Source organism: Acidovorax sp. WCS2018Noco2-16 (genome assembly GCF_031843945.1).
Taxonomy (GTDB): Bacteria; Pseudomonadota; Gammaproteobacteria; order Burkholderiales; family Burkholderiaceae_C; genus Paracidovorax.
Map to the genome: position 1 here is coordinate 242,706 of NZ_JAVTJJ010000001.1, position 23,240 is coordinate 265,945.

Below are 23,240 nucleotides of genomic sequence, written 5' to 3' on the forward strand. Positions count from 1 at the left end.
GTGGATGGCGCGCACGCCGGGTCATCGCTACGCCTCGCGCAATCGCCGCAGCAGGCAATACAGCGCCCCGGTGTTCCCCTCTAGCCGAGGATGCTGCTTGCGGTTACATATAGAAGCACTTCGGGCTCCACTCCGGTGGCCCATTAAGGGTGGTCATGTCTCAGTCCTTTTTTCTGCGTCCTGGCATCGCACTGTTTCGGCGTTGCCGTCTGCCCACCAAGGTTGCTATCTTGGCGCTGGCGGCTACGACCGCCTTGTTGACGGTGGCCGCCGTGCCAGGGCAGGTCACGGCCGGTTCTTTCACCGCAGCCGGACTGGGCGCGCTGGTGGTTTTCTATCTGGCCTGGTGTCTGCAGTCGAGCCTGTCGTCGGATCTGGCTCGGCTGCTGCGGCTGACCGAACGCACCGCGCAAGGTGATTTGTGCGCGCGGTCAGACATCGTGGGGCGCGACGAACTCGCCCAATTGGCAGTGCAGCTCGACCGCATGGTGCTGACGCTGTCGTCGATGGTGGCGGACATCCGCAGCAACGCAGCGCTGGTCTCCCACGCTGGCGAGAGCCTGGCGGCCGACAACCGCGCACTGGCCGAGCGCACCGAGCAACAGGCTGCCAACCTCGAACAGACGGCCGCCAGCGTCGAGCAGCTATCTGCCGCCGTGAACAGCAACGCCCAAACCGCCAGCGGCGCCGACGGGCGCGCCGCGCAGGTGCGCGAAGCAGCGGATGTGGGAGCGGCTGCCATGGAGCAGGCCGTGGAATCGGTACAGGCCATTCAGCAGGGCGCTCGCCGCATGAACGAGATCATTGGCGTGATCGACGGAATTGCTTTCCAGACCAATATTCTGGCGCTCAACGCGGCCGTGGAGGCGGCACGTGCGGGCGAACAAGGGCGTGGGTTTGCGGTGGTGGCATCTGAGGTGCGCAGCTTGGCGGGACGGTCTGGCGAGGCGGCCAAAGAAATCAGGCAACTTATCAGCGACTCAGTCAGGCAGGTGGAGGCCAGCGCCGGCTTGATCCGCAGCGCGGGCGAAAGCATTGCCGGCGTCACCAGCGGCATTCGGGCCGTCGCAACGAGCGTGCACGAAATTTCCCATTCCGGCGCCGAACAGAGCGTGGGGCTGCGTGAGATCAGCGCCGCAGTGCAGCAGCTCGACCAGATCACGCAGCGCAACGCGCAGATGGTCGGCCTGGCTGTGCGGCAAGCAGAAGCGCTGGAAAGCCGCGCTGCGACCTTGTCCCGCGCGGTGCTGACCTTCAAGCTGCAGCAAGGCACGGCCGAAGAGGCGGTGGCCCTGGTCGGCCGCGCCAGTGCTCTGCGACGCAGCACCTCGCTGGACGGGCTGCTGCGCACCATCACCGAGCCAGCCCAATCCTTTCACGACCGTGACATGTATGTCTTTGCGCTGGATGCGCAAGGCACCTACCGTGCTTTCGGCGGCAACCCCGCGAAGGTAGGCACGCGGGTGCAGGACATCCCGGGCATCGCGGGCGACCAACTGGTGCGCGACATCGTTGAGCAAGCCGCGCGCGGGCCGGGCTGGGTGGAGTACGACATCACCAATCCGGCGACCGGTCAGGTTCAAACGAAAATGTCGTTCGTGCAGCAGGTGGATGACCTGTATCTGGGATGCGGCGTCTACAAATCGCTCGCTGCGCGGGCTTGAGGCACAGGCTCGGCTTGGCTTGCTAAGAACTGGACGGCGTGCGCTTTTCGCGGGCGCGTGCCAGCGCCGCTGCGATGACGGCCTGCCGGGACTGCGCCGGGGTCTGCACTGCCGCCGAATCGAGGTATGCGACCTGTGGTGCGACAGATTTTTCGTTCGTCTCGCGGCTATCACGCTGGCGCCTTAGCTGCCGCGTAGCGTAACGCTGGCGCGCATGTTCGGCCTGCGCAGCAGACCAGGCAGCCCAGCCAGTGCGCGTATCGCTGTCGTTGACGAGTTCGATGCAGTCCACTGGGCAAACCGGAATGCACAGCTCGCACCCCGTACAGTGCGCGGCAATCACCGTGTGCATGCGTTTGTTGGCGCCAATGATGGCGTCTGTTGGGCAGGCGTCGAGGCAGAGAGTGCAGCCAATGCACCACGCTTCGTCGATCACAGCCAGCGCCCTCGGGCCCTCCAGCCCGTGCTCGGCACTTAGCGCGGTAATGGGCTGCCCGGTTAGCGCAGCCAGCCGCACAACGCCCTCTGCACCGCCGGGGGGACACTGATTGATGCCTGCACGGCCCGAGGCCACTGCCAGCGCGTAGGAGGCGCAGTCAGGCTCTGCGCAGCGGGTGCATTGCGTTTGCGGCAGTGCGGCGTCGATTCGGGACGCCAGCCGCGCCACGGCGGCACTGGCGCGCACTTCCACGCCGGTCATCAAGCCTTGCGGGAGCTGCGCCGCTTGCGTGGAGTGGGTGCGGCGCTGGCGGCGGGCAGGGCAGCCAGCTCAATCGCTGCGGACTCAGCCGACGCCGCTCCGCTGCGAGCAGGGCGTGCGGCGGTGGCTGGCTGATGTGCCAGGAAGAAGTCGCGCACCTGCGGGTAGACCAGGTCACGCCAGCGGCGACCGCTGAAGATGCCATAGTGGCCCGCGCCCTTGACCTCGTAGTGCTTTTGATTGCGCTCTGCGATGCCCGTGCACAGGCCGTGCGCGGCACGGGTCTGTCCCGAACCCGAAATGTCGTCCAGCTCTCCTTCGATGGTCAGCAGTGCCGTATCGGTGATGTCCTGCGGGCTCACACGCTCGGGCGTGCCTTCGGGCGAACGCACGTCCCAGGTGCCGTTGACGAGGCTGTAGTCCTGGAACACCGTCTTGATGGTTTCAAGGTAATAGTCCGCATCCATGTCCAGCACGGCGTTGTACTCGTCGTAGAACTTGCGGTGCACTTCGGCGCTGGCGTCGTCGCCCTTGACCAGATCCTTGAAGTAATCCCAGTGGCTGGTAGCATGCCGGTCCGGGTTCATGGCCACGAAGCCGGTGTGCTGCAAAAAGCCCGGGTACACCCGACGGCCAGCGCCGGGGAAGTTGTCAGGCACGCGGTAGATCACGTTGTTCTCGAACCACTCGAAGCTGCGCTGCGTGGCCAGATTGTTCACTGCCGTGGGGGACTTGCTGGCATCGATGGGGCCGCCCATCATCACCATGGACAGCGGCGTCGTTTCGCCCCGGCTGGCCATCAACGACACGGCAGCCAGCACGGGCACCGTAGGCTGGCACACGCTCATCACATGGCAGTTGCCGTGCAATTGCTGCAGGTGGCGAATGAAGTCCTGCACGTAGTTGACGTAGTCGTCGAGGTGGAAGGCGCCGTCGGACAGCGGCACCAGACGTGCGTTTTTCCAGTCGGTGACGTAGACCTTGTGGCCCTGCAGCAGCGTGCGCACAGTGTCGCGTAGCAGCGTCGCGTAGTGGCCCGAAAGGGGCGCTACCACCAGCACGACAGGCTGGTCCTTGGTTTTGGTCAGCGTTTCGATGTCGTCCGAAAACCGCTTGAAACGCCGGAGCTCGCAAAATGGCTTGTCGAGAACCACACGCTCATCAACAGCGACGGGCTTGCCGTCCACATCCACCGAGCGGATGTTGAATTCGGGCTTTTCATAGTCCTTGCCCAGCCTGTACAGCAGGTCGTAGCCCGCGGACATGCGCTGGGCGTAGACCGTTTGGCTGAAGGGCGATAGGGGGTTATGGAGGAACTTGGCCGCCGTTTGCGCCATCTCGGCGAACGGCTCCATCAGGGAGCGCTGGGTTTCGTAGAGGTTGTACAGCATGGGGAGACCCGTTCACTTTTGTTGCAGTGCAATATAGCAGCAGAAAACGGAAGACGCATGGCGTGAAACTACCGACTCAACGTCGCCTTGGCGACATAGTAGGACCGCCTGGGTGAACATGTTTCGCTGGCGCTACAGCAAAAAGCATTCGATTTAGATCTTGAACCCGCGATCCCACTCTTAACTGATCAGGCTGACCGGTTGCGCAGGCGCATTCAAATACATGACAGGCGCCGTGAGGCCATTTTCCTGCAGCCAGCTCTCGAACGCCTCGCGCGAACTGTTGCGCAGCGCCCGGCGAAAGGTCAGCCTGTCGCCCAGATAAAGGCAGTGACGGATGACGGTGTAGGGGTTGAAGCTGCCCTCCGGGTGAAGGTCTTCATAGTGCTGCTTGTAGCGCTTGACGATGCCGATGGTGGCGCGCAAGAGCGTGTTCAGCCGCGACCGATTCATTTCTGGCGACCAGGCGCGGATATCTTCCACAAAGATATCGACCTTGTGCGGCTCAAACTCTGTGTCCTTGAAGAAGTGGTTGGCGATTTTCAGGAAGGTGAATGCGTTGAGTTCGCTGCCCGCTGCGGCCGGGCGCTCGGCACGAAGCTGGCCCGCCTCCGGCAGGCCTTCTGCCTCCTCGGGTTCGTCCGTCGTGCGGCGAAGCTCTGCATCGGTCGCATCGCGGATCTGACGAAACTCCCGGTCAGCGAGCTCGAACAGCGCCGAGAGCACATTGATTCGGCGCTTCAGGTCCCCCGGAATCGACTTCTTGTATTTGATCTGGTGATCCAGCACGCTCCAGGAGTCCTGGATGATGGTGCGCACCTGCAATTCAAAGGTCTGGTGCGCGTACGCCGCATGTTCGGGCAGGGCGGCCTGGGCCGCGTTCAGGCGCAGATCGAGGTGCAGGCCCTTGTAGCCAAATGACGCCTCGGTACTTTCCACCGCCGTCACCTTGTCGGTCACATCGATGACGTCGAAATGCGAGCGCACGATCTGCGCCACCTTTTCCAGCTCGTCTTCGTACAGGCACACCACGCGCACGCCCACGATGTCGGTCAGGTAATGCTGAATCTCGAACGATTCATTGCTTTCCTCCAGCGCCGCGCGGTACTTGCGCGAGAACTTGCGAATGCACTCGTCACGGTCCTTGATGCGGCCCTCCACCTTGGAAATATCGATGTCCTGGTTCTTCGACAGAATCGATTGCAGCAGCGCTACATAAAACGCGCAGGCGTGCTCCAGCACGGGGCGTTCCCTGGCGTAGTACTGATGAAAAGAGGCTTCTTCGCGAGTGAGGTGAGGCATCGACATGGCTTGGCGATAGAGCGAGATGAAAGAGAGGCGCCGCGCATACGGCGCTTAGGCATCTGCGAAGGCGGGCGGCGCCCCTGCCATGGTAGATGAAAGCCATGGTCGATTGGGTCCGCTGAGAGTAGGACAAGGCTTGCCCACTTGTCGGACGAGACGCTCTTGCCCGTGGTGTCTGAGCGTGCGACGCTAGTCCTCAGATGAACTTTGCTTTCAGCCTTCGCCCACTACGCAACCAGACCGGGCAGTGGCATGCACGCCTGTTCATCGCGCCCGTTCTGGTGCTGGTGCTCCTTAGTTTCAACTACCTGTATTGGCGGGAGCAGCAAGCGGCGCTGGACGTGCGACGCAGCCAGGCGTTCGAGCGGGCGGTCGATCGCACGCTGACCACGCTGTCGGACCGCATGGGCGCCTACGAGATGGTGTTGCGCGGTGTGAAGGGTTTCTTCGACGCGTCGGACCAGATCACCCACACCGAGTTTCGTGCGTATGTGGAAGCGCTACAGCTGCGACACACCCGGCCTGGCCTACAAGGCATCGCGCTGCTTGAGCGCGTTCCTCCGATGGTCGCGCAGCCAGTGCTTCCACCCGTACAACCCAATCTCTTGCCGATCGATCCGCCATTGCCTGTCGATGACACGCTCATGCCGGATCGCGAGCTCGCAGGGCCCGGCAACGTCCCGGCGCCGGTAACCCACCTTCAGCTCCTTGTCGCCGGCAATCTGGAGCTGTTGGGTATGGAAGACGGAACGCGCCCGCCCATCCGGGAGGCGATGGACCGCGCACGCGACAGCGGTCGGCTCGCTTTGACAGGCCCGATTACCTATGACCTGGACGGAACGGCAACCCTGGCGATGTATCTGCCGCTTTACCAGCCCGGCCTGGAGGCCGACCCGACCGCCGTAGCCGAGCGCCGCACCAGCGTGCATGGCTGGGTGGCGGCGCCTTTTCGCGCAGCCGACATCGTTGGAGGACTGAAGGACCAGCTCGACCCCGATGTCGCCATCGTCATCATGGACGGCCCATCCCTGGTGGGCGGTAGCCTGGTGTACGGCAGGCTGGAAGACTCCCAGAAGGGGCCCGGTTTTTCCGTGGCGCTGTCCAGCGCTGTGCGCTCGATGGACGTGGGGGGCCGTCGCTGGACAATTGCGCTCAGCTCCCTTCCCGCGTTCGAGCGTCGCTTTGAGCGCAGCAACCACCACGCCATCGCGTTGTTGGGCGCGCTGCTGAGCCTGCTGGCCGGCTGGTTCGTTAGCACCCAGGCCAGCGCCCACCAGCGGGCGTTGGCGCTGGCGCGGGACATGACCCGCGAGCTGCGTTCCACCCGGGATGCGCTCGAAAGCACGCTGAACGCCGTGCCTGATCTGCTCTTCGAGTTCGGCCTGGACGGCCACATCCACCACTACCGATCCTCTCGCACCGATCTGCTCGCCGAATCTTCCGAGCACTTTGTCGGCAAGCGGGTCACGGACGTACTGCCCCCCAGCGCTGCCGCAGCCTGCCTGGCCGCGTTGCAAGAGGCCCATGCCACGGGCTATTCGGCCGGCCGGCAGTATGCACTGGAAGTGGCGGGAGGCACGCGTTGGTTTGAACTATCGGTGGCCCGCAAGGAGGGCCAGGCAACTTCAGGCGCCCCCCGCAAAACGCCCCAGCCTTCGGGCGACGGTCCCCGATTCATTGCCTTGTCGCGCGACGTCACCAGCCGGCGCGAAGCCGAGAACGCCATGCACCAGCTGGCGCACTTCGATGCGCTGACCGGCCTGCCCAATCGCCGCATGCTGCTCGAGGCCCTGCGCGGCGCTTCGCAGGCCAGTGCCGCCGGTGCGGGGCTTGCGGTGGGCGGGCTGTTCTACATTGACCTCGACAACTTCAAACAGATCAACGACGCCCGTGGACACACGGTGGGCGACAGCCTGTTGCTGCAGGTGGGGCAGCGCCTGGCAAGCCTGGCCTGCCCCGGTGAGGTGGTGGCCCGGCTGGGTGGCGACGAGTTCGTGTTGATGGCGCCGCAACTCGGGCCCGACGAAGCCTCTGCCCGCCAGGCAGCGCAGGCGCTGTCGGTGCGGCTGCGTGACAGGCTGGACGAACCCTACAGCCTGGGCGGCACGTTGTACGGCAGCACGGGCAGCATAGGCGTCACGCTTTTTCCGCGCAGCGGCGAAGGTGCCGAAGACCTGCTGCGCGAGGCCGACACCGCCATGTACCGCGCCAAGCGGCTAGGCCGCAACCGCGTCTGCTTCTTCGAGCCCGGCATGCATGCCGAGGCCCAGGAGCGGCTGGCGCTGGAGCAGGACTTGAAGCAGGCCGTGGCAGACGACGCGCTGCAAATTCATATCCAGCCGCAGTTCGACGCAGCTGGTGCGCTGATGGGGGGCGAACTGCTGCTGCGCTGGACCCACCCGCAACAGGGCGTGGTGTCGCCAGCGCGCTTCATTCCGTTGGCGGAAGACTCCGGCCTGATCCTGCGCATGGGCCACCGCGTGATCCGCCGCGCGTGCGAGTCGTTGTCGGCATTGCATGGCCAGGGGCACGCGCTGTCGATTTCGGTCAATGTGAGCCAGCGCCAGTTCAGGCAGGACGATTTCGTCGCCAGCGTGCGCGATGCCTTGCAGGCCACCGGCGCACCCGCATCGCTGCTGATTCTGGAGGTGACTGAAAGCCTGCTGGTCGACAACTGGGAAGACGCCGTGCAACGTATGTCGGACCTGGTTCAACTGGGCGTGCGATTTTCCATCGACGACTTCGGCACAGGCTACTCTAGCTTGGCGTATCTGAAGAAGCTCCCCCTGCACGAACTGAAGATCGACAAGAGCTTTGTGCAGGATGCGCCCACCGACCCCAACGACGCCGCGATCGTGCAAGCCATTTTGTCGATGGCGAACCATCTCGGTCTGCGCGTGGTCGCCGAAGGGGTCGAGACGCAGGCGCAGGCCGACTTCTTACGCGCCCACGGCTGCGAAGGGCTGCAGGGCTACTGGTTCGGCCGGCCCGAGCCGCTGGCGGACTGGCTCGTCAAACAGCTGGCGTGACGTCAGCCGCCTCGGCCCGTGCAGGCATGTACAGGGCGGCAGCGGCCAGAGCGGCCACTTCCCGAGCGGGCAGGGTTTTGAGGCGATGGTCGCTCCACACCTGGCGCCAGCGCCGCGCGCCCGGCTGGCCGTGGCGCAGGCCCAGCATGTGGCGGGCAATCGAGTACCAGTGCGTGCCGTGTTGCGCCGACTCGCGTTCCATATAGTCCACCATCAACGCCTCGACGGAGTCACGGGTCAGTTCAGGAGCCGCGCTGTCGCCGTAGAACGCAGCATCCCAACGGGCCAGCCACCACGGGTTGTGATAGGCCTCGCGCCCCACCATCACGCCATCGACCGCAGCCAGCTGCGACAACACGGCGTCGTCGGTGGTGAAGCCGCCGTTGATGGCGAGCGTGAGGTGCGGAAAGTCCGCTTTCAGCTGCGACACCACGTCGTAGCGCAGCGGCGGAATCTCGCGGTTTTCCTTCGGGCTCAGGCCTTTGAGCCAGGCATTGCGTGCGTGCACGATGAAGACTTCGCAGCCGGCTTCGGCCACCGTACCGATGAAGTCGCGCACGAAGCCGTAGTCTTCACTCTTGTCGATGCCGATGCGGTGCTTCACGGTGACCGGCACGCTCACCACGTCCACCATGGCCTTCACGCCATCGGCCACCAGTTGCGGCTCGTTCATCAGGCAGGCGCCGAACGCACCGCGCTGCACCCGCTCGCTGGGGCAGCCGCAGTTCAGGTTGATCTCGTTGTAACCCCATTGCTCGCCCAGCCGCGCCGCCTGCGCCAGGTCGGCCGGCTCGCTGCCGCCCAGCTGCAGTGCGATGGGATGCTCTTGCTCGTTGAAGCGCAGGTGGCGATCCACGTCGCCGTGGATCAGCGCGCCGGTCGTCACCATCTCGGTATAGAGCAGCGTGTAGCGCGTCAGCAGGCGATGCAGGTAGCGGCAGTGCCTGTCGGTCCAGTCCATCATGGGCGCGACGGACATGCGCCAACGGCTTGATTTCGCTGGTTTTCCTTGGGGATCAGCAGCTTGCACGCTGATTTCGCTCATTCTTAAATTCCCTGAAAAGCCGCTTTCGGCCCCGTTTTCCATCGTTTCCCGGCTGGCGCTGCTACAGTCGTTGCTACAAAAACCACCGTGTAGCAACTGACCCATGGGCACCATCTCACAGCGCCGCAAGCGCGACGGCTCGCTTTCGTACACGGCGCAGATCCGCATCTTGAGAGATGGTGCTGTGATGCACAGCGAGGCTCAAACGTACAGCCGGCGGGCGCTGGCCAGCCAGTGGATGCGCCGGCGCGAGGTGGAGCTGGAACAGGCGATGGCCAGCGGGAGGCCCTTGGTCAAGGGCGTGTCGGTGGACGAATTGATCGGGGATTATGTCAGCGCGTCTGAGGGCGCGCAGCCGTGGGGGCGCAGCAAGACGGCAGACATTGCCAAGCTGCGCACGACGACGCTGGCCAAGCCCGATGCGATGCGGCTGACGGTGCAGGACGTGGTCGACCACGTGGACAAGCGCCGCAAGACCGATGGCGCCGGGCCAGCCACCATCCTCAATGACCTGGTGTGGCTGCGTCAGGTGTTCATGCGGGCGGCTGCGGTACGCAACCTGGGTGAACCGCTGGAGGTGCTGGACAGGGCGCGGGGTGAACTGCTGCGATCACGGGCCGTAGCCAAGGCGGGGCAGCGCACGCGGCGACTGTCGGCGGCCGAAGAGGCGCAACTGCTCGAGCACTTCGCAGGCCGCCATGCACGCTCGCTGATCCCCATGGTGGACATCGTGCAGTTCGCGCTGCTGACTGCACGGCGGCAGGAGGAGATTTGCCGGCTGCGCTGGGCGGACGTGGATGAGGCCAAGGGGGCGGCTGGTTGGACGATGTGAAGCACCCACGCCTCAAAAAGGGCAATCGGCGGTGTTTCCGATTGCTGACGCCGGCTATGGAAATCATCAAGCGCCAGCCCAGGGCGGAAGGGCAGGAGTTCGTTTTTCCGTACAACCCGCGATCGGTGGGTGCGGCATTCACCCGGGCGTGCAAGGTGCTGGAGATTGCCGATCTGCACTTTCACGACCTGCGGCACGAGGCGACTAGTAGGCTATTTGAGCGCGGCTATTCCATTCAGGAGGTCGCTTAATTCACATTGCACGAAAGTTGGGCTACGTTAAAAAGGTATACGCACCTCAGGCCTGAAAACGTGCCTGAGCGCTAAAAGGGAATATCGTCGTCAAGCTCGTCCAGCATATCGTCAATAAGTTTAGAGACTCCTTTGGCTGATCGTTTGGCGTTTTTATACAAGGAGCGCATAGTGGCAAAAGAGTCCGACATGACTTCTCGCAACTCAGAATCGGAAAATGAGTCAATCCACTCACTACCATAGCCTTTTGAAAAAGCTAAGGTGTAGTCTGGCTCTTCGAAATCAGGATCGATATCGGAGTCGTAATACTCCGCGATGGAAACTGTTGCCTTTCCAACTGTCGCTTCGTAACAGTTGGATGTTCTTTCGATCCATTTAATCTTTCCTTCGCCCGTTTTATCAGACAATGCCCTTAACAGGCGAACGACTTTTTCATATTCCATTCTTCAACCTCTTGGATTTCAGTAATTCCACGTTGTCAGCAAGCTTGATAATCATGTTTGCAGCACGTTGAAATTGCGCTTTTCGTTTAACTTCATCCTTGTGGATTTTGGTATTTTGTCGAAGATGCTTTTCAATGTTACTCATCAGCTCTACAGCGTTTTCGTCGTCTGAAAGAGTGGCTTTGGTATTGACCGAAATATCAACAGCTCTATCTTTCAGGAGATCAAGTAGGGCCACATTGTCGGCATGATATAAGTCGCGGATCGTTCGTAATATACCGACCAGTTCTGAGAGAAGGCTTGCAGTCTCTAAGTCATTACGCGCCTTAATGGCCGTGGCTGCTGCACTGGTAGCGGCTTTCCTCGCAGATTTTGCTTGAAAGAACGTTAATACACTGATGATGAGCCCAAGAATGCCTAATAGATCTCCAAAATGATACTCTGTAAGTACAGGGCCCAAACTTCCCCAGCCATCGGTCTTGATAGTTGGAACCTGCTCGACCAAAGTGTTATTGGGAACTGATGAGGCTTGTGTAGAGGGAGGGCTCGCGGACAAGATTTTTTATCTCCGAAGTTATTGTCTTAACCGTTCCCAATCGTGTTGTGCTTTTTCCTTGGCTTGGTCCAGAAACAGCGCGAGTTTAGCCGCATCCACCAACCATGGGCTCGTCTGAGAGCCAAGAAGAAAAGCCGGAACGGGTAGCTGTTGCCTGCCGGCATACTCTTCGGCCTTCTTGGGTGATAAGCCGAACAACCCGGCGCACTTTCCCACCGGGATCTGGGCGGTGCCGTACTCAGCCATGAGGGCGAAAAACGTGTTCATCGCTCTGCCTTTCTGAATGTCTTGCTGAGGTGCAACCCCTCCACCGCATGCCCACGCTTGAGCAGCGCACAGCAGATCTGCGCTCGCTCTTGGTGGCTGTGGCTGGCTTGGCGCACCAGGCCCAGGTAGCTGTTGCCGGTGGTGCGCACAGCGCTGCTGGCGGGCAGGGTTTCCAGGCGCTGCAGAGCGCTGGTCAGGGTGCGGCGGCGGGTGGTGCGGCGCCAGGGCTTAATGACCTGGCCGACGAAGTCGACGCCGCGATCCACGGGCTGGATGATGGTCTTCGATGCGTTCAGGCGCACGCCTAGGTGGGCGGGCAGCCAGGCCTCGATGTCGCGCAGGGCAGCGACCAGCCAGTCCATCAAGGGCGCGACGGACATGCGCCAGGGGTGGTGGGCGAGGGCGGCGGGGGATGCGGTATCCACGGAACGTTCTTTGAAAGGCGGGGAGGGCAGACATTGTCCCAGTTCCACCTTGCCGACGCCTGAGCAGGTGTCGCCGGAACTGATCTGGCGCAGCAGGTTTTTTTAGTGTTTTATGCCGCTAGCGCTCGCCTGCAAAGCGTGATGCGCTATAAATAAAATAGCAAAAGGCTGGCAACTTCGATGCTCACGGCACCCCCAGGCAGGCTCAGGTAGTGCAACCCGGTGGCAGCCCGGCGTCCAGCGTGGGGTCTAGGGATCCTCTGCACGAACCACCCCGACGTGTGCATCTGCTGACTCGGGCGGTCTGCTGTGTTGCATATTCTCGCGATAGCAATGGCTATGCCTGTGGTTTGCGCCTTGCAGCCCATCCTGATCCGCAGCGCGAACGTTCCGCTGGATTCGTGCAGGGCATCCCTAGCTGCTTTCCAGACTCCAGTGCACGCGCGAGAAGTCGCCCAGCGCCAAATCTTTCTCGTGGATGCAGTAGGTCAGCGTGCCGGCGTCCCAGAAATTGAATCCTGGGTTGCCGTCCGAATCCAGTTTCAGCAGGTTGACCCATTCTTCAGGCAGGCCGCCCTGATGGCGCGAGGCCTGCTCCTGCGGGTTCTCGTGTTGGGTGAAGACTTCGGCGTTCATCGTGTGGGCGCCGCACCGCGGGTCTGTGTTGCCGGTCAGCTCTTCTTCCAGCGCCCAGTAAGCCTGCTGCAATTTCTCGTCCTCATTCAGCTTGAGCAGCACCGCATCCTTGCCGGTCAGGCGACTCGCGGCACTGTAGAGACTGGGTACCGAAACAGTGCTGTCGATCCGGACCTGAAAGCCGCGGTACGCGTCGGCTGCATCCATGCCGTCGACGAACTCGGCGTCCTGCGGCCACGCGAAGGTGCGCAAGGTGTGGGCCGGCGCGATGCTGTGCAATACACGCACGCTGTCACCGAGCTCCTGTCCCTCACCAAAGAAGTAGAGGTAGCCGATGCGGGGCAGCCAGGTTTGCAGGGGTGCCAACGCCTGAAGGTCGAGTTGGGCGTAGAAACGCCAGAGCTTGCCATCGGTGACCGGATAGTCGGTGCCCGGCGCAAGATCAGGTGCGCCGCCGATGCGACTGCGCCCGAGTACCGCGTAGTCGTCAGGCAAGGTCGTGACAAGGCGCAGTGCCTGCCGCGCGTGGCGCAGCAGGGCTTTTTCATAGCGTTTGAGCTTGTGTCGCGACAGCGCAGCCCCCAGCAAAGCGACATGTTCCGGGCTGCTGTGGGCCATGAACGACGTGCGGTCGACGGTGACTTCGACCTCGGGCCGGTATTGGATGTCACGAAACAGCGCCTCGCTTTTCTTCTCGACATTCACCTTCGGCACGTTCTTGAGCGATGCGGACAGCGACTCGAAGGGGTTGCCCTCGATGTTCAGATGGGTGATGGCAGGGAGGTGGCCAATGCTCTCGGGCAGCGTGCGCAGGCGGTTGCCGGTCAGCGTCAGAAGTTTGAGTTGGGCGAGTTCGCCGATGCTGTTGGGGAGCACTTCCACCGTCCCGTAAGTGATCGAGAGCTCTTCCAGCGCCTGCAATTGTCCCAGCGTGTCTGGCAGCGTCTGAACGTGCGGGCTGCGGATGTACAGGCGGCGCAGTGAACGCATTTCGCCCAGCCAATCGGGCACGACGGACTGGGGCGCACCGGCAGAGGCCCAGTGCTGCTGCAGCGACAGAAATTCGAGCCGGGTGAACGCGCGCAGTTCTTCGGGCCATTGGCCGTCCCAGTCGGCCAGCAGCAGCTCGCGCACGTGCTGTGGCGGTACACGCGACGCTGCTTTCAGGCTGCGGTAGAGGTGCGGCTTGAGCGTGACCTCCCCGGAATCGCACAAGTACACCAGATGCATGGGCAGGCCTTCCGCGTCGCTCTCGTGTTCGGAGCGCAAAACCCCTCGCAGCTCGATCCGATCGGGCCGCAGATCGACCTGGCCAAAGAAGCAGGCGCCAAAGCGCGTGCCCTTTTCCCACAGGTAGAAGCCGCAGTCGTGTCCCTCCGGTCCCGGATGGACGAACTGTTGCCGGGGCGAGCCCGTCATGTCGTCGAAAAAAAAGGTGCTACTCCAGATGCCCGGTGCGATCCATCCGGGCTCAGCAGTGTCCGAGCCCTCGGCAGAGAACACCCGAGCGTGCCCCGCGGCCGCATCAAAGCGCACGGGTTGAGCACGCAAGTCGAAGCGCATGCCGCCCTCCTGAAAGCTGGCGGTGCTGTCCGGCGTGAACTCGAAGTCTGTCTGGCCAATGCGCCAAAAAGAGGTGGACATGTTTGCAATCTCCGTGGATGGCGACGCTGAAATCCTATCAAGTTCATTCCAGCCCGCTGCGCAGTGAGCCTGGGCGGTGCAGGCGACGACGAAGCAGCGGGCTGACCTGGCTAGCGCCGGGTTAATGCCGGGTTAGCGCGAGCACCTTACTTGGGTCGGGATCAGCAGGCATGGCGGGTTTATTCCCGCACTCTCAGTCGCCGGCAGCCTGCAACCCGTGGCTGAAGTGCGCCTGCATCTGTGAAATGGCGGCGGCAGGGTCGCGCCCCTCGATGGCTGCCATCACGGCCCGGTGTTCGGCCAGCGATTCCTCAATGCGCCCGGCCTTGAGCAGCGAGTTGTGGCGGTTGAGCTTCATCACCTTGCGCAGATCGGCCACCATCTGGTTGCGCCAGCGGTTGCCTGCCAGCTCTAGCAGGCGCATGTGAAAGCGTTCGTTGAGCGCGAAGAAGCGGTCGCGGTCTTCCACGGCGGCGGCAAGCCCTTCGTGCAGGGCCTGCAATTCCTGCAGCTGTGCATCGGAGGCCTGCGCGGCGACCACCCCGGCCGCATCACTTTCCAGCAGCGACAGCAGGTGGTACACGTCGCGCAGGTCCTTGTCGGACACCTCGGTCACATAGGCGCCGCGGCGCAGCTTCATGGTGACCAGGCCCTCAGCCGCCAGCACCTTCAGCGCCTCGCGCAGCGGGGTGCGGCTGATGCCGAATTCTTCGGCGATCTTCAGCTCGTCGATCCAGCTTCCGGGCTCCAGCTCGCGCTTGAAGATGCGCTGGCGCAGTTGCTCCGCCACCTCTTCATAGAGGGCGCGGGGCGTAAGCGTGAGGGCAGACATGGCCGCAATGTACTTGAAAAAAACTATAAATTAATAATTACGGCAGGCGTAGAATGCCACCAGAATTGACGTGGACGTCAATGCCCGTTGCCTTGCGCAGTGGGTAATTGACGACCATGGAGTGCCGCCGGATCGCCTTTCGGGAACCCCAGACCACCGCCAAAGACATGAGCCAAAGCAAACCCGACCCTCTTTCGAAGCCGGCCGATATGGCCGCATGGGCCCAGGCCGCCGCCAAATCGGCGCCGGGCGGCGACGTCTCCGCGTTGAACTGGGTCACGCCCGACGGCATCACCGTCAAACCGCTCTATACCGCTGCCGACACGGCCGGCTTGCCTTATGCCGACACACTGCCAGGGTTCGAGCCCTATCTGCGCGGGCCGCAGGCGACGATGTACGCCGTGCGGCCCTGGACCATTCGCCAGTACGCGGGCTTTTCGACCGCGGAAGAATCCAACGCCTTCTACCGCAAGGCGCTGGCCGCCGGCGGGCAGGGCGTGTCGGTCGCGTTCGACTTGGCCACCCACCGCGGCTACGACAGCGACCATCCGCGTGTGACGGGCGACGTGGGCAAGGCCGGGGTGGCGATCGATTCGGTGGAGGACATGAAGATCCTCTTCGACCAGATCCCGCTGGACAAGGTGAGCGTGTCGATGACCATGAACGGCGCTGTGCTGCCAGTGCTGGCCGGCTACGTGGTGGCGGCGGAAGAGCAGGGCGTGCCGCAAGACCAGCTCTCAGGAACGATTCAGAACGACATTCTGAAAGAGTTCATGGTGCGCAACACCTACATCTATCCGCCCAAGCCCAGCATGCGGATCATCGGCGACATCATTGGCTACACGGCCAGGAACATGCCGAAGTTCAATTCGATCTCGATCAGCGGTTACCACATGCAGGAGGCAGGCGCCAACCAGGCGCTCGAACTGGCCTTCACGCTGGCCGACGGCAAGGAATACGTGAAGACCGCCATCGCCTCGGGCCTGGACGTGGACGCCTTCGCAGGCCGCCTGTCGTTCTTCTGGGCCGTGGGCATGAACTTCTACCTGGAGATCGCCAAGATGCGCGCCGCGCGCCTCTTGTGGTGCCGCATCATGAAAGAGACGGGCGCCAAGAACCCCAAGAGCCTGATGCTGCGCACGCATTGCCAGACCAGCGGCTGGAGCCTGACCGAACAAGACCCGTACAACAACATCGTACGCACGACCATCGAAGCAATGGCGGCGGTCTTCGGCGGCACGCAGAGTCTGCACACCAACGCGCTGGACGAAGCGATCGCGCTGCCGACCGAGTTTTCCTCGCGCATCGCCCGCAACACCCAGCTCATCATTCAGGAAGAAACGCACATCACCAACGTGGTCGACCCGTGGGCCGGCAGCTACATGATGGAAAAGCTCACGCAGGACATGATGGATGCGGCGTGGACCATCATCGAAGAAGTCGAAGCCATGGGCGGCATGACGCAGGCGGTGGACAGCGGCTGGGCCAAGTTGAAGATCGAGGCCGCCGCCGCCGAAAAGCAAGCGCGCATCGATTCAGGCAAAGACGTGATCGTCGGCGTGAACAAATACAAGCTGGCCAAGGAAGACCCGGTCGACATCCTGCAGATCGACAACGTGAAGGTACGCGACGGCCAAATCGAGCGGCTGAAAAACATCAGGGCAAAACGTGACCCAGCACTTGTCAGTCAAGCGCTGGATGCTCTCACTTCTGCAGCAGAAGACGGCAGCGGCAACCTGCTGGAGCTGGCCATCCAGGCGATGCGCCTGCGTGCCACGGTAGGCGAAGTGAGTGACGCGCTTGAAAAAGTCTTCGGCCGCCACCGCGCCGACACACAAAAGGTGACCGGTGTGTACGCAGCCGCCTACGACTCAGCCGAGGGCTGGGACAAGCTCAAGTCCGAGATCAACGCCTTCGCCGAAGCCGAAGGCCGCCGCCCGCGCGTGATGATCGCCAAGCTCGGCCAGGACGGGCACGACCGGGGCGCCAAGGTGGTGGCCACCGCGTTTGCCGACCTGGGGTTCGACGTGGACATGGGCCCGCTCTTCCAGACGCCTGAGGAGTGCGCTCGCCAGGCCATCGAGAACGACGTGCACGCTGTGGGCGTGAGCACTCTGGCGGCGGGACACAAGACGTTGGTGCCCGCCATCATCCAGTCGCTGAAAGACCAGGGGGCCGACGACATCATCGTGTTCGTGGGCGGGGTGATACCCGCGCAGGACTACGAGCACCTATACGAAGCGGGCGTGAAAGGCATCTATGGCCCCGGCACGCCGATTCCGGCCAGCGCCAAGGACGTGTTGGAGCAGATTCGCAAGGCGGTGGCGTGACTGGGAAGCACGGCACAACCAGAACCGTTCGGGCTGATCCTGACGAAGCCTGGGCGCGACTCCGATGCAGCCTTGGACGGGCTCAGGCTGAACCGGTCGGGGTGGCTCAGAGCGAGCGGTGCGCAGTGGCGCGCGTGCCTGCCCAAATCAACGACTGACGCATGCGCTCCTTCTACGTCTATATCCTGCGTTGCTCTGACAGGTCCTACTATGTCGGCCATACGGATGACATGGCGCTGCGCATGCAGCAGCACGACAGCGGCGGCACCGGCTACACGTCATTGCGAAAGCCTGTGGAGCTTCTTTGGAGCGGCGAGTTTGAAACCCGTGAAGGAGCCATCGCTTTCGAGCAGCAGATCAAGGGCTGGTCGCGGGCCAAGAAGGAGGCACTGATGGCTGGCGACTGGGAGCGCGTTCAAGTGCTGGCTCGGTCGCACGGCAAAGTGGTGGGAGTGCCCCGGCTTCGACAAGCTCAGCCCGAACGGACGGGGGAGGAAGCAGAACGGGGTAATAAACCCGCTGACGAAGTCCGAAAACCCCAGATAGTGGAAGCCCGCATACCCGGAACCGTGGAAGCCCACATACCCCCACCCGTTCAGCCTGAGCCTGTCGAAGGCCTGCCCAAGCTTTCGCAGGACTTGCTTCCCAGCATCACCGGCAACCCCGGCCCCATCCAGCGCCGCGCCATCGCCAAATCCATCACCCTGCTCGAATCCACCCGCGCCGACCACCGCGCCCAAGGCGACGAGTTGCTCACCGCACTGCTGCCGCACACCGGCCAGTCGTTTCGCCTGGGCATCAGCGGCGTGCCGGGCGTGGGCAAGTCCACCTTCATCGAAGTGCTGGGCCTGTTCCTGATCGAGCGCGGCCACCGCGTCGCCGTGCTCACCATCGACCCGTCTTCCACCGTGTCGGGCGGCTCCATCCTGGGCGACAAGACGCGCATGGAGCGGCTGTCCATGCACGAGCAGGCGTACATCCGGCCCAGTCCGTCCAGCGGCACATTGGGCGGCGTGGCCGAAAAAACGCGCGAGGCGATGCTGGTCTGCGAGGCGGCCGGCTACGACATCGTCATCGTCGAGACCGTGGGCGTGGGCCAGAGCGAGATCGCTGCGGCCGGCATGACAGACATGTTCGTGCTGCTGCAGCTGCCCAACGCCGGCGACGACCTGCAGGCCATCAAGAAGGGCGTGATGGAGATCGCCGACCTGGTGGTCATCAACAAGGCCGACATCGACAAGCATGCCGCCACGCGGGCCGAGGCGCAGATCACATCTTCGCTGCGCCTGCTTGGCATGCACGGCAATCCTGACCACGCCACGCACGGCGCGCTGTGGCAGCCGCGCGTGGTGCAGATCAGCGCGCTGCTGGGGCATGGCGTCGATGGGTTCTGGGCGGCCGTAGAGCAGTTCCGCACCCAGCAGGCCGACAACGGCCGCCTGGCGATGCGCCGCGAAAAGCAGTCATTGGCGTGGATGTGGGAGCGCATCGACGCGGGCTTGAAGCAGGCTTTTCGCCAGCACCCGCAGGTGCAGGCGCTGCTGCCCACCTTGCGGGCCGACGTGGCGGCAGGGCGCATTGCGGCATCGACCGCAGCACGAAATCTGCTTGCAGCGCAATCTGGGCCAGCGCTGCCAGCTATCGATTAAATAGCAGTTCATTTCTTTGAGAGAGCGATCGACCATGCAAGACATCCTGGAGCAACTGGAGCAAAAGCGCGAACTGGCCCGCCTGGGTGGTGGGCAAAAGCGCATCGACGCGCAGCACAAGAAGGGCAAGCTCACCGCACGCGAGCGCATCGAGCTGCTGCTGGACGACGGCACCTTCGAAGAGTGGGACATGTTCGTCGAGCACCGCTGTACCGACTTCGGCATGCAGGACAACCGCCCGCCGGGCGATGGCGTGGTGACCGGCTACGGAATGATCAACGGCCGGCTGGTGTTCGTCTTCAGCCAGGACTTCACCGTGTTCGGCGGCGCGTTGAGCGAAACGCATGCCGAGAAGATCTGCAAGGTGATGGACCAGGCCATGAAGGTCGGCGCACCCGTCATCGGCATCAACGACTCCGGCGGTGCGCGCATCCAGGAAGGCGTGGCATCGCTCGGCGGTTACGCCGACGTGTTCCAGAAGAACGTGCTGGCCAGCGGCGTGGTGCCGCAGATCAGCATGATCATGGGCCCCTGCGCCGGCGGCGCCGTGTATTCGCCCGCCATGACCGACTTCATCTTCATGGTCAAGGATTCGAGCTACATGTTCGTCACCGGCCCTGAGGTGGTGAAGACCGTCACGCATGAAGAGGTGACCGCCGAGGAACTGGGCGGCGCCGGCACGCACACCACGCGCAGCGGCGTGGCCGACATGGCGTTCGAGAACGATGTCGAGGCGCTGATGATGCTGCGCCGGCTGTACAACTACCTGCCGCTCAACAACCGCGAAAAGCCACCCGTTCGCCCCAGCAACGATCCGGCCGACCGCATGGACATGAGCCTGGACACGCTCGTGCCTGAAAACCCCAACAAGCCCTACGACATGAAGGAGCTGATCGTCAAAGTGGTGGACGACGGCGATTTCTTCGAGCTGCAGCCCGACTACGCCAAGAACATCGTCATCGGCCTGGCGCGCATGGAAGGGCAGACCGTGGGCATCGTCGCCAACCAGCCGCTGGTGCTGGCCGGCTGCCTGGACATCAAGTCGAGCATCAAGGCGGCGCGCTTCGTGCGGTTCTGCGATGCGTTCAACATTCCGGTCGTCACCTTTGTGGACGTGCCCGGCTTCATGCCCGGCACCAGCCAGGAGTACGGCGGCATCATCAAGCACGGCGCCAAGCTGCTCTACGCGTATGCCGAGTGCACCGTGCCGAAGATCACCGTCATCACCCGCAAGGCCTATGGCGGCGCCTACGACGTGATGAGCTCCAAGCACTTGCGCGGCGACGTCAACCTGGCTTGGCCCAACGCCGAGATCGCCGTGATGGGCGCCAAGGGCGCGGTGGAGATCATCTTCCGCGAAGACAAGAACGACCCCGCCAAGCTGGCCGCAAAGGAAGCGGAATACAAGAAGCGCTTCGCCAACCCGTTCGTGGCCAGTGCGCGCGGTTTCATCGACGACGTGATCCTGCCGCACGAGACACGCAAGCGCATCTGCCGCAGCCTGGTGATGCTGCAGAACAAGAAGCTGGAGAACCCGTGGCGCAAGCACGGGAACATTCCGCTGTGAGCCGCGCATGAAAACCGTCTGGATCGTCGATGGCGCCTACCTCTTCAACTACGGCAAGAACCGCCCGTTCGACTACCTGAAGCTCAAGAACGAGATCACGCGCCTGAACGGCGGGCCGATCTACGAGAGCTATTACCTGAACTCCGAGACCGACCCGTCTACCGATGCGCAGAACTCGTTCCACTCGTGGATCAAGAGCGCACCGCCCGTCGGGCCGAAATTCCGGGTGCAGCTGTACAAGCTCAAGAAGATGCACATGAGCTGCCCCCAGTGCGGCCACTCGTTCGATCGGTGGGTCCAAAAAGGCGTGGACGTGGGCATCGCCACGCTGATCATCAAACTGGCGGCGCAGAACGTCTACGACCGGCTGATCCTGTCGGCCGGCGACGGCGACTTCGAGGATGCCATCTCCTATGTGAAGTCCGAGCTGCACAAGGAAGTGTGGATGTCGGGATCCACCGCCAGCCTGTCACCTGATCTGCAGTCGTATTCCGACAACGTGCTCTGGATGGAAGACATGAGCCCGGCCATCGACAGGACTTTCTGAGTCCTTCGCCACTGCCTTCGCAATCCATCGTTGCCACTTCTTCTCAACGCACTATGTTCACCAAAATCCTGATTGCCAACCGAGGCGAAATCGCCTGCCGCGTCATCGCCACCGCCAAGAAGATGGGCATTGCCACGGTAGCCGTCTATTCCGACGCCGACAAGGAAGCGCGCCACGTCAAGCTGGCGGATGAAGCCGTGCACATCGGCGCTGCGCCCAGCCGCGAGTCGTACCTGCTTGCCGACAAGATCATCGCTGCCGCCAAGCAGACCGGCGCGCAGGCCATTCACCCGGGCTACGGGTTCCTTTCGGAGAACGAAGCCTTCGCCCAGCGCTGCGAAGACGAAGGCATCGCTTTCATCGGCCCCAAGGCGCATTCGATTGCGGCCATGGGCGACAAGATCGCCTCCAAGAAGCTGGCGAACGAGGCGAAGGTCAACACCATTCCGGGCTGGAACGACGCCATCGAGTCGGCCGAGCGGGCGGTGCAGATCGCCCGGGACATCGGCTATCCGGTGATGATCAAGGCATCCGCTGGCGGCGGGGGCAAAGGCCTGCGCGTGGCCCATGACGACAAGGAAGCGCTGGAAGGCTTCACCGCCTGCCAGAACGAGGCCCGCAACAGCTTCGGCGACGACCGCATCTTCATCGAGAAGTTCGTGCAGCAGCCGCGCCACATCGAGATCCAGGTGCTGGGCGACAGCCACGGCAACGTCATCTACCTGAACGAGCGCGAATGCTCCATCCAGCGCCGGCACCAGAAGGTGATCGAAGAAGCGCCGTCGCCTTTCATCAGCGATGCGACCCGCAAGGCCATGGGCGAGCAGGCCGTGCAATTGGCCAAGGCCGTCAAGTACCAGTCGGCCGGCACGGTGGAGTTCGTCGTCGGCAAGGACCAGGACTTCTACTTTCTGGAGATGAACACCCGTTTGCAGGTGGAGCACCCGGTGACCGAGTGCATCACGGGCCTGGACCTGGTGGAGCTGATGATTCGCGTGGCCGCCGGCGAGGCGCTGCCGCTGACGCAATCGGAAGTGAAGCGCGACGGCTGGGCCATCGAGTGCCGCATCAACGCCGAAGACCCTTTCCGCAATTTTTTGCCAAGCACCGGCCGGCTGGTGCGCTTTCAGCCGCCGGTCGAATCGATGTTCCAGTCCGACACCAGCCGCAAGCTGGGCGTGCGGGTGGACACGGGCGTGTACGAGGGCGGAGAGATCCCGATGTACTACGACTCGATGATCGCCAAGCTCATCGTGCACGGCACCGACCGCGAAGACGCCATCCACAAGATGCGCGCGGCGCTCAACGGCTTCGTCATTCGCGGCATCAGCAGCAACATTCCGTTCCAGGCGGCGCTGTTGGCGCACCCGAAGTTCGTGTCGGGCGAGTTCAACACCGGCTTCATCGCCGAGCACTACGCCCACGGCTTCCATGCGGAAGACGTGCCGCACGAAGACCCGCTGTTTCTCGTCGCACTGGCCGCGTTCATGAACCGCCGCTACCGCGCTCGGGCGTCAGGCATCACCGGGCAACTGGCCGGCCACCACGTGAAGGTGGGCGAGCAGTTCGTGGTGGTGGTGCTGGGTGCGGATGGGCAGCATCACCACCACGAAGTTTCGGTCACCGACTTTCAAGACAAATCGGGCTCCAGCGCTGTATCTGTGGGCGGTAGAAGCTATCAAATCAGTAGCGCCGCCACGCTGGGGCAGATCCGTGTTCAGGGCCAGTGCAACGGCTCGGGCTTCACCGCCCAGGTCGAACGCGGCACGCCGCGCAACCCGCTGGCATTGCGCATCGCGCACAACGGCACACAGATCGACGCCGTGGTGCTGTCGCCGCTGGGCGCGCGCCTGCACCAGCTGATGCCGTTCAAGGCGCCGCCAGACCTGAGCAAGTTTCTGCTGTCGCCCATGCCGGGCCTGCTGGTGCAGGTGGCGGTGCAGCCCGGCCAGACGGTGCAGGCCGGCGAAAAGCTGGCGGTGATCGAGGCGATGAAGATGGAAAACATCCTCTTCGCCGCGCAGGACGGCGTGGTGTCCAAGGTGCTGGCCAGCCAGGGCGAGTCGCTGGCGGTCGATCAGGTGATCGTCGAGTTCCAGTGAAGGTTTAAGGTGTTTTTGGCCTCTG

The 23,240-nt window shown here is 63.0% G+C and carries 19 protein-coding genes and 1 pseudogene; 10 read left to right on the forward strand and 10 right to left on the reverse strand.

Going from position 1 to position 23,240, the window contains the following annotated elements:
* Positions 1-155: 155 nt before the first annotated feature.
* The gene (locus tag RQI28_RS01070; protein WP_311220750.1) at positions 156-1,664 is read left to right on the forward strand and encodes a methyl-accepting chemotaxis protein; all 1,509 of its coding nucleotides are present in this window, start codon (positions 156-158) and stop codon (positions 1,662-1,664) included.
* Between the two features lie 22 nt (positions 1,665-1,686).
* Here the strand turns inward: RQI28_RS01070 and RQI28_RS01075 are convergent, their stop codons facing one another.
* The 3 genes from RQI28_RS01075 to RQI28_RS01085 form a co-directional block, all read right to left on the reverse strand.
* The gene (locus tag RQI28_RS01075) at positions 1,687-2,364 is read right to left on the reverse strand and encodes an RnfABCDGE type electron transport complex subunit B (protein ID WP_311220751.1); all 678 of its coding nucleotides are present in this window, start codon (positions 2,362-2,364) and stop codon (positions 1,687-1,689) included.
* Positions 2,364-3,755, reverse strand: a complete 1,392-nt coding sequence (locus RQI28_RS01080) for a polyhydroxyalkanoate depolymerase (protein ID WP_311220752.1) — start codon at positions 3,753-3,755, stop codon at positions 2,364-2,366. The genes RQI28_RS01075 and RQI28_RS01080 overlap by 1 nt, the downstream gene beginning before the upstream one ends.
* 180 nt (positions 3,756-3,935) lie before the next feature.
* Complete coding sequence (locus RQI28_RS01085) at positions 3,936-5,057, reverse strand: RelA/SpoT domain-containing protein (RefSeq protein WP_311221534.1); 1,122 nt, start codon at positions 5,055-5,057, stop codon at positions 3,936-3,938.
* A gap of 203 nt (positions 5,058-5,260) precedes the next feature.
* Here RQI28_RS01085 and RQI28_RS01090 point away from each other — a divergent pair, with 203 nt between their 5' ends.
* On the forward strand, positions 5,261-8,089 hold the full coding sequence (locus tag RQI28_RS01090; RefSeq protein ID WP_311220753.1) for an EAL domain-containing protein: 2,829 nt from the start codon (positions 5,261-5,263) through the stop codon (positions 8,087-8,089).
* Here RQI28_RS01090 and dusA read toward each other — a convergent pair.
* Entirely contained in the window at positions 8,073-9,134 is a 1,062-nt protein-coding gene (gene dusA / locus RQI28_RS01095) for a tRNA dihydrouridine(20/20a) synthase DusA (protein WP_311220754.1), read from the reverse strand. The two genes, RQI28_RS01090 and dusA, sit on opposite strands and share 17 nt — an antisense overlap.
* Positions 9,135-9,237: 103 nt before the next feature.
* On the opposite strand from dusA, the gene RQI28_RS01100 reads away from it, so the two are divergent.
* Both RQI28_RS01100 and RQI28_RS01105 read left to right on the forward strand, forming a co-directional pair.
* The gene (locus RQI28_RS01100; RefSeq protein ID WP_311220755.1) at positions 9,238-9,966 is read left to right on the forward strand and encodes a hypothetical protein; all 729 of its coding nucleotides are present in this window, start codon (positions 9,238-9,240) and stop codon (positions 9,964-9,966) included.
* A complete protein-coding gene (locus RQI28_RS01105) occupies positions 9,963-10,217 on the forward strand; it encodes a tyrosine-type recombinase/integrase (protein ID WP_311221535.1) in 255 nt (84 codons plus the stop codon). The genes RQI28_RS01100 and RQI28_RS01105 overlap by 4 nt, the downstream gene beginning before the upstream one ends.
* Positions 10,218-10,288: 71 nt before the next feature.
* Here the strand turns inward: RQI28_RS01105 and RQI28_RS01110 are convergent, their stop codons facing one another.
* The 6 genes from RQI28_RS01110 to RQI28_RS01135 form a co-directional block, all read right to left on the reverse strand.
* Entirely contained in the window at positions 10,289-10,660 is a 372-nt protein-coding gene (locus tag RQI28_RS01110; protein ID WP_311220756.1) for a hypothetical protein, read from the reverse strand.
* Positions 10,650-11,216, reverse strand: coding sequence for a hypothetical protein (locus RQI28_RS01115; protein WP_311220757.1), 567 nt, complete (start codon positions 11,214-11,216; stop codon positions 10,650-10,652). Before RQI28_RS01115 ends, RQI28_RS01110 begins: the two co-directional genes overlap by 11 nt.
* A gap of 18 nt (positions 11,217-11,234) precedes the next feature.
* Entirely contained in the window at positions 11,235-11,483 is a 249-nt protein-coding gene (locus tag RQI28_RS01120) for a pyocin activator PrtN family protein (RefSeq protein WP_311220758.1), read from the reverse strand.
* Positions 11,480-11,908, reverse strand: a complete 429-nt coding sequence (locus RQI28_RS01125; RefSeq protein ID WP_311220759.1) for a hypothetical protein — start codon at positions 11,906-11,908, stop codon at positions 11,480-11,482. Before RQI28_RS01125 ends, RQI28_RS01120 begins: the two co-directional genes overlap by 4 nt.
* A gap of 414 nt (positions 11,909-12,322) precedes the next feature.
* Positions 12,323-14,107, reverse strand: coding sequence for a DUF1963 domain-containing protein (locus RQI28_RS01130; protein WP_311230402.1), 1,785 nt, complete (start codon positions 14,105-14,107; stop codon positions 12,323-12,325).
* 274 nt (positions 14,108-14,381) lie between these two features.
* A complete protein-coding gene (locus RQI28_RS01135) occupies positions 14,382-15,020 on the reverse strand; it encodes a GntR family transcriptional regulator (RefSeq protein ID WP_311220761.1) in 639 nt (212 codons plus the stop codon).
* A 167-nt stretch (positions 15,021-15,187) separates the two neighbouring features.
* On the opposite strand from RQI28_RS01135, the gene scpA reads away from it, so the two are divergent.
* From scpA to accC, 6 genes and pseudogenes are all read left to right on the forward strand, one after another.
* Positions 15,188-17,350 carry a methylmalonyl-CoA mutase gene (gene scpA / locus RQI28_RS01140; protein ID WP_311220762.1) on the forward strand — a complete coding sequence of 721 codons (2,163 nt, stop codon included), beginning with the start codon at positions 15,188-15,190 and terminating at the stop codon, positions 17,348-17,350.
* Between the two features lie 161 nt (positions 17,351-17,511).
* Positions 17,512-17,721: pseudogene (locus RQI28_RS01145) on the forward strand (GIY-YIG nuclease family protein); the annotation flags it as partial.
* 267 nt (positions 17,722-17,988) lie between these two features.
* Complete coding sequence (meaB, locus tag RQI28_RS01150; protein WP_404976858.1) at positions 17,989-18,999, forward strand: methylmalonyl Co-A mutase-associated GTPase MeaB; 1,011 nt, start codon at positions 17,989-17,991, stop codon at positions 18,997-18,999.
* Positions 19,000-19,033: 34 nt separating this feature from the next.
* Positions 19,034-20,566: an acyl-CoA carboxylase subunit beta gene (locus RQI28_RS01155; RefSeq protein WP_311220763.1), complete on the forward strand. Its 1,533-nt coding sequence runs from the start codon at positions 19,034-19,036 to the stop codon at positions 20,564-20,566.
* Positions 20,567-20,573: 7 nt separating this feature from the next.
* A complete protein-coding gene (locus RQI28_RS01160) occupies positions 20,574-21,113 on the forward strand; it encodes an NYN domain-containing protein (protein WP_311220764.1) in 540 nt (179 codons plus the stop codon).
* A gap of 53 nt (positions 21,114-21,166) precedes the next feature.
* Entirely contained in the window at positions 21,167-23,215 is a 2,049-nt protein-coding gene (gene accC / locus RQI28_RS01165; RefSeq protein WP_311220765.1) for an acetyl-CoA carboxylase biotin carboxylase subunit, read from the forward strand.
* Positions 23,216-23,240: the final 25 nt, after the last annotated feature.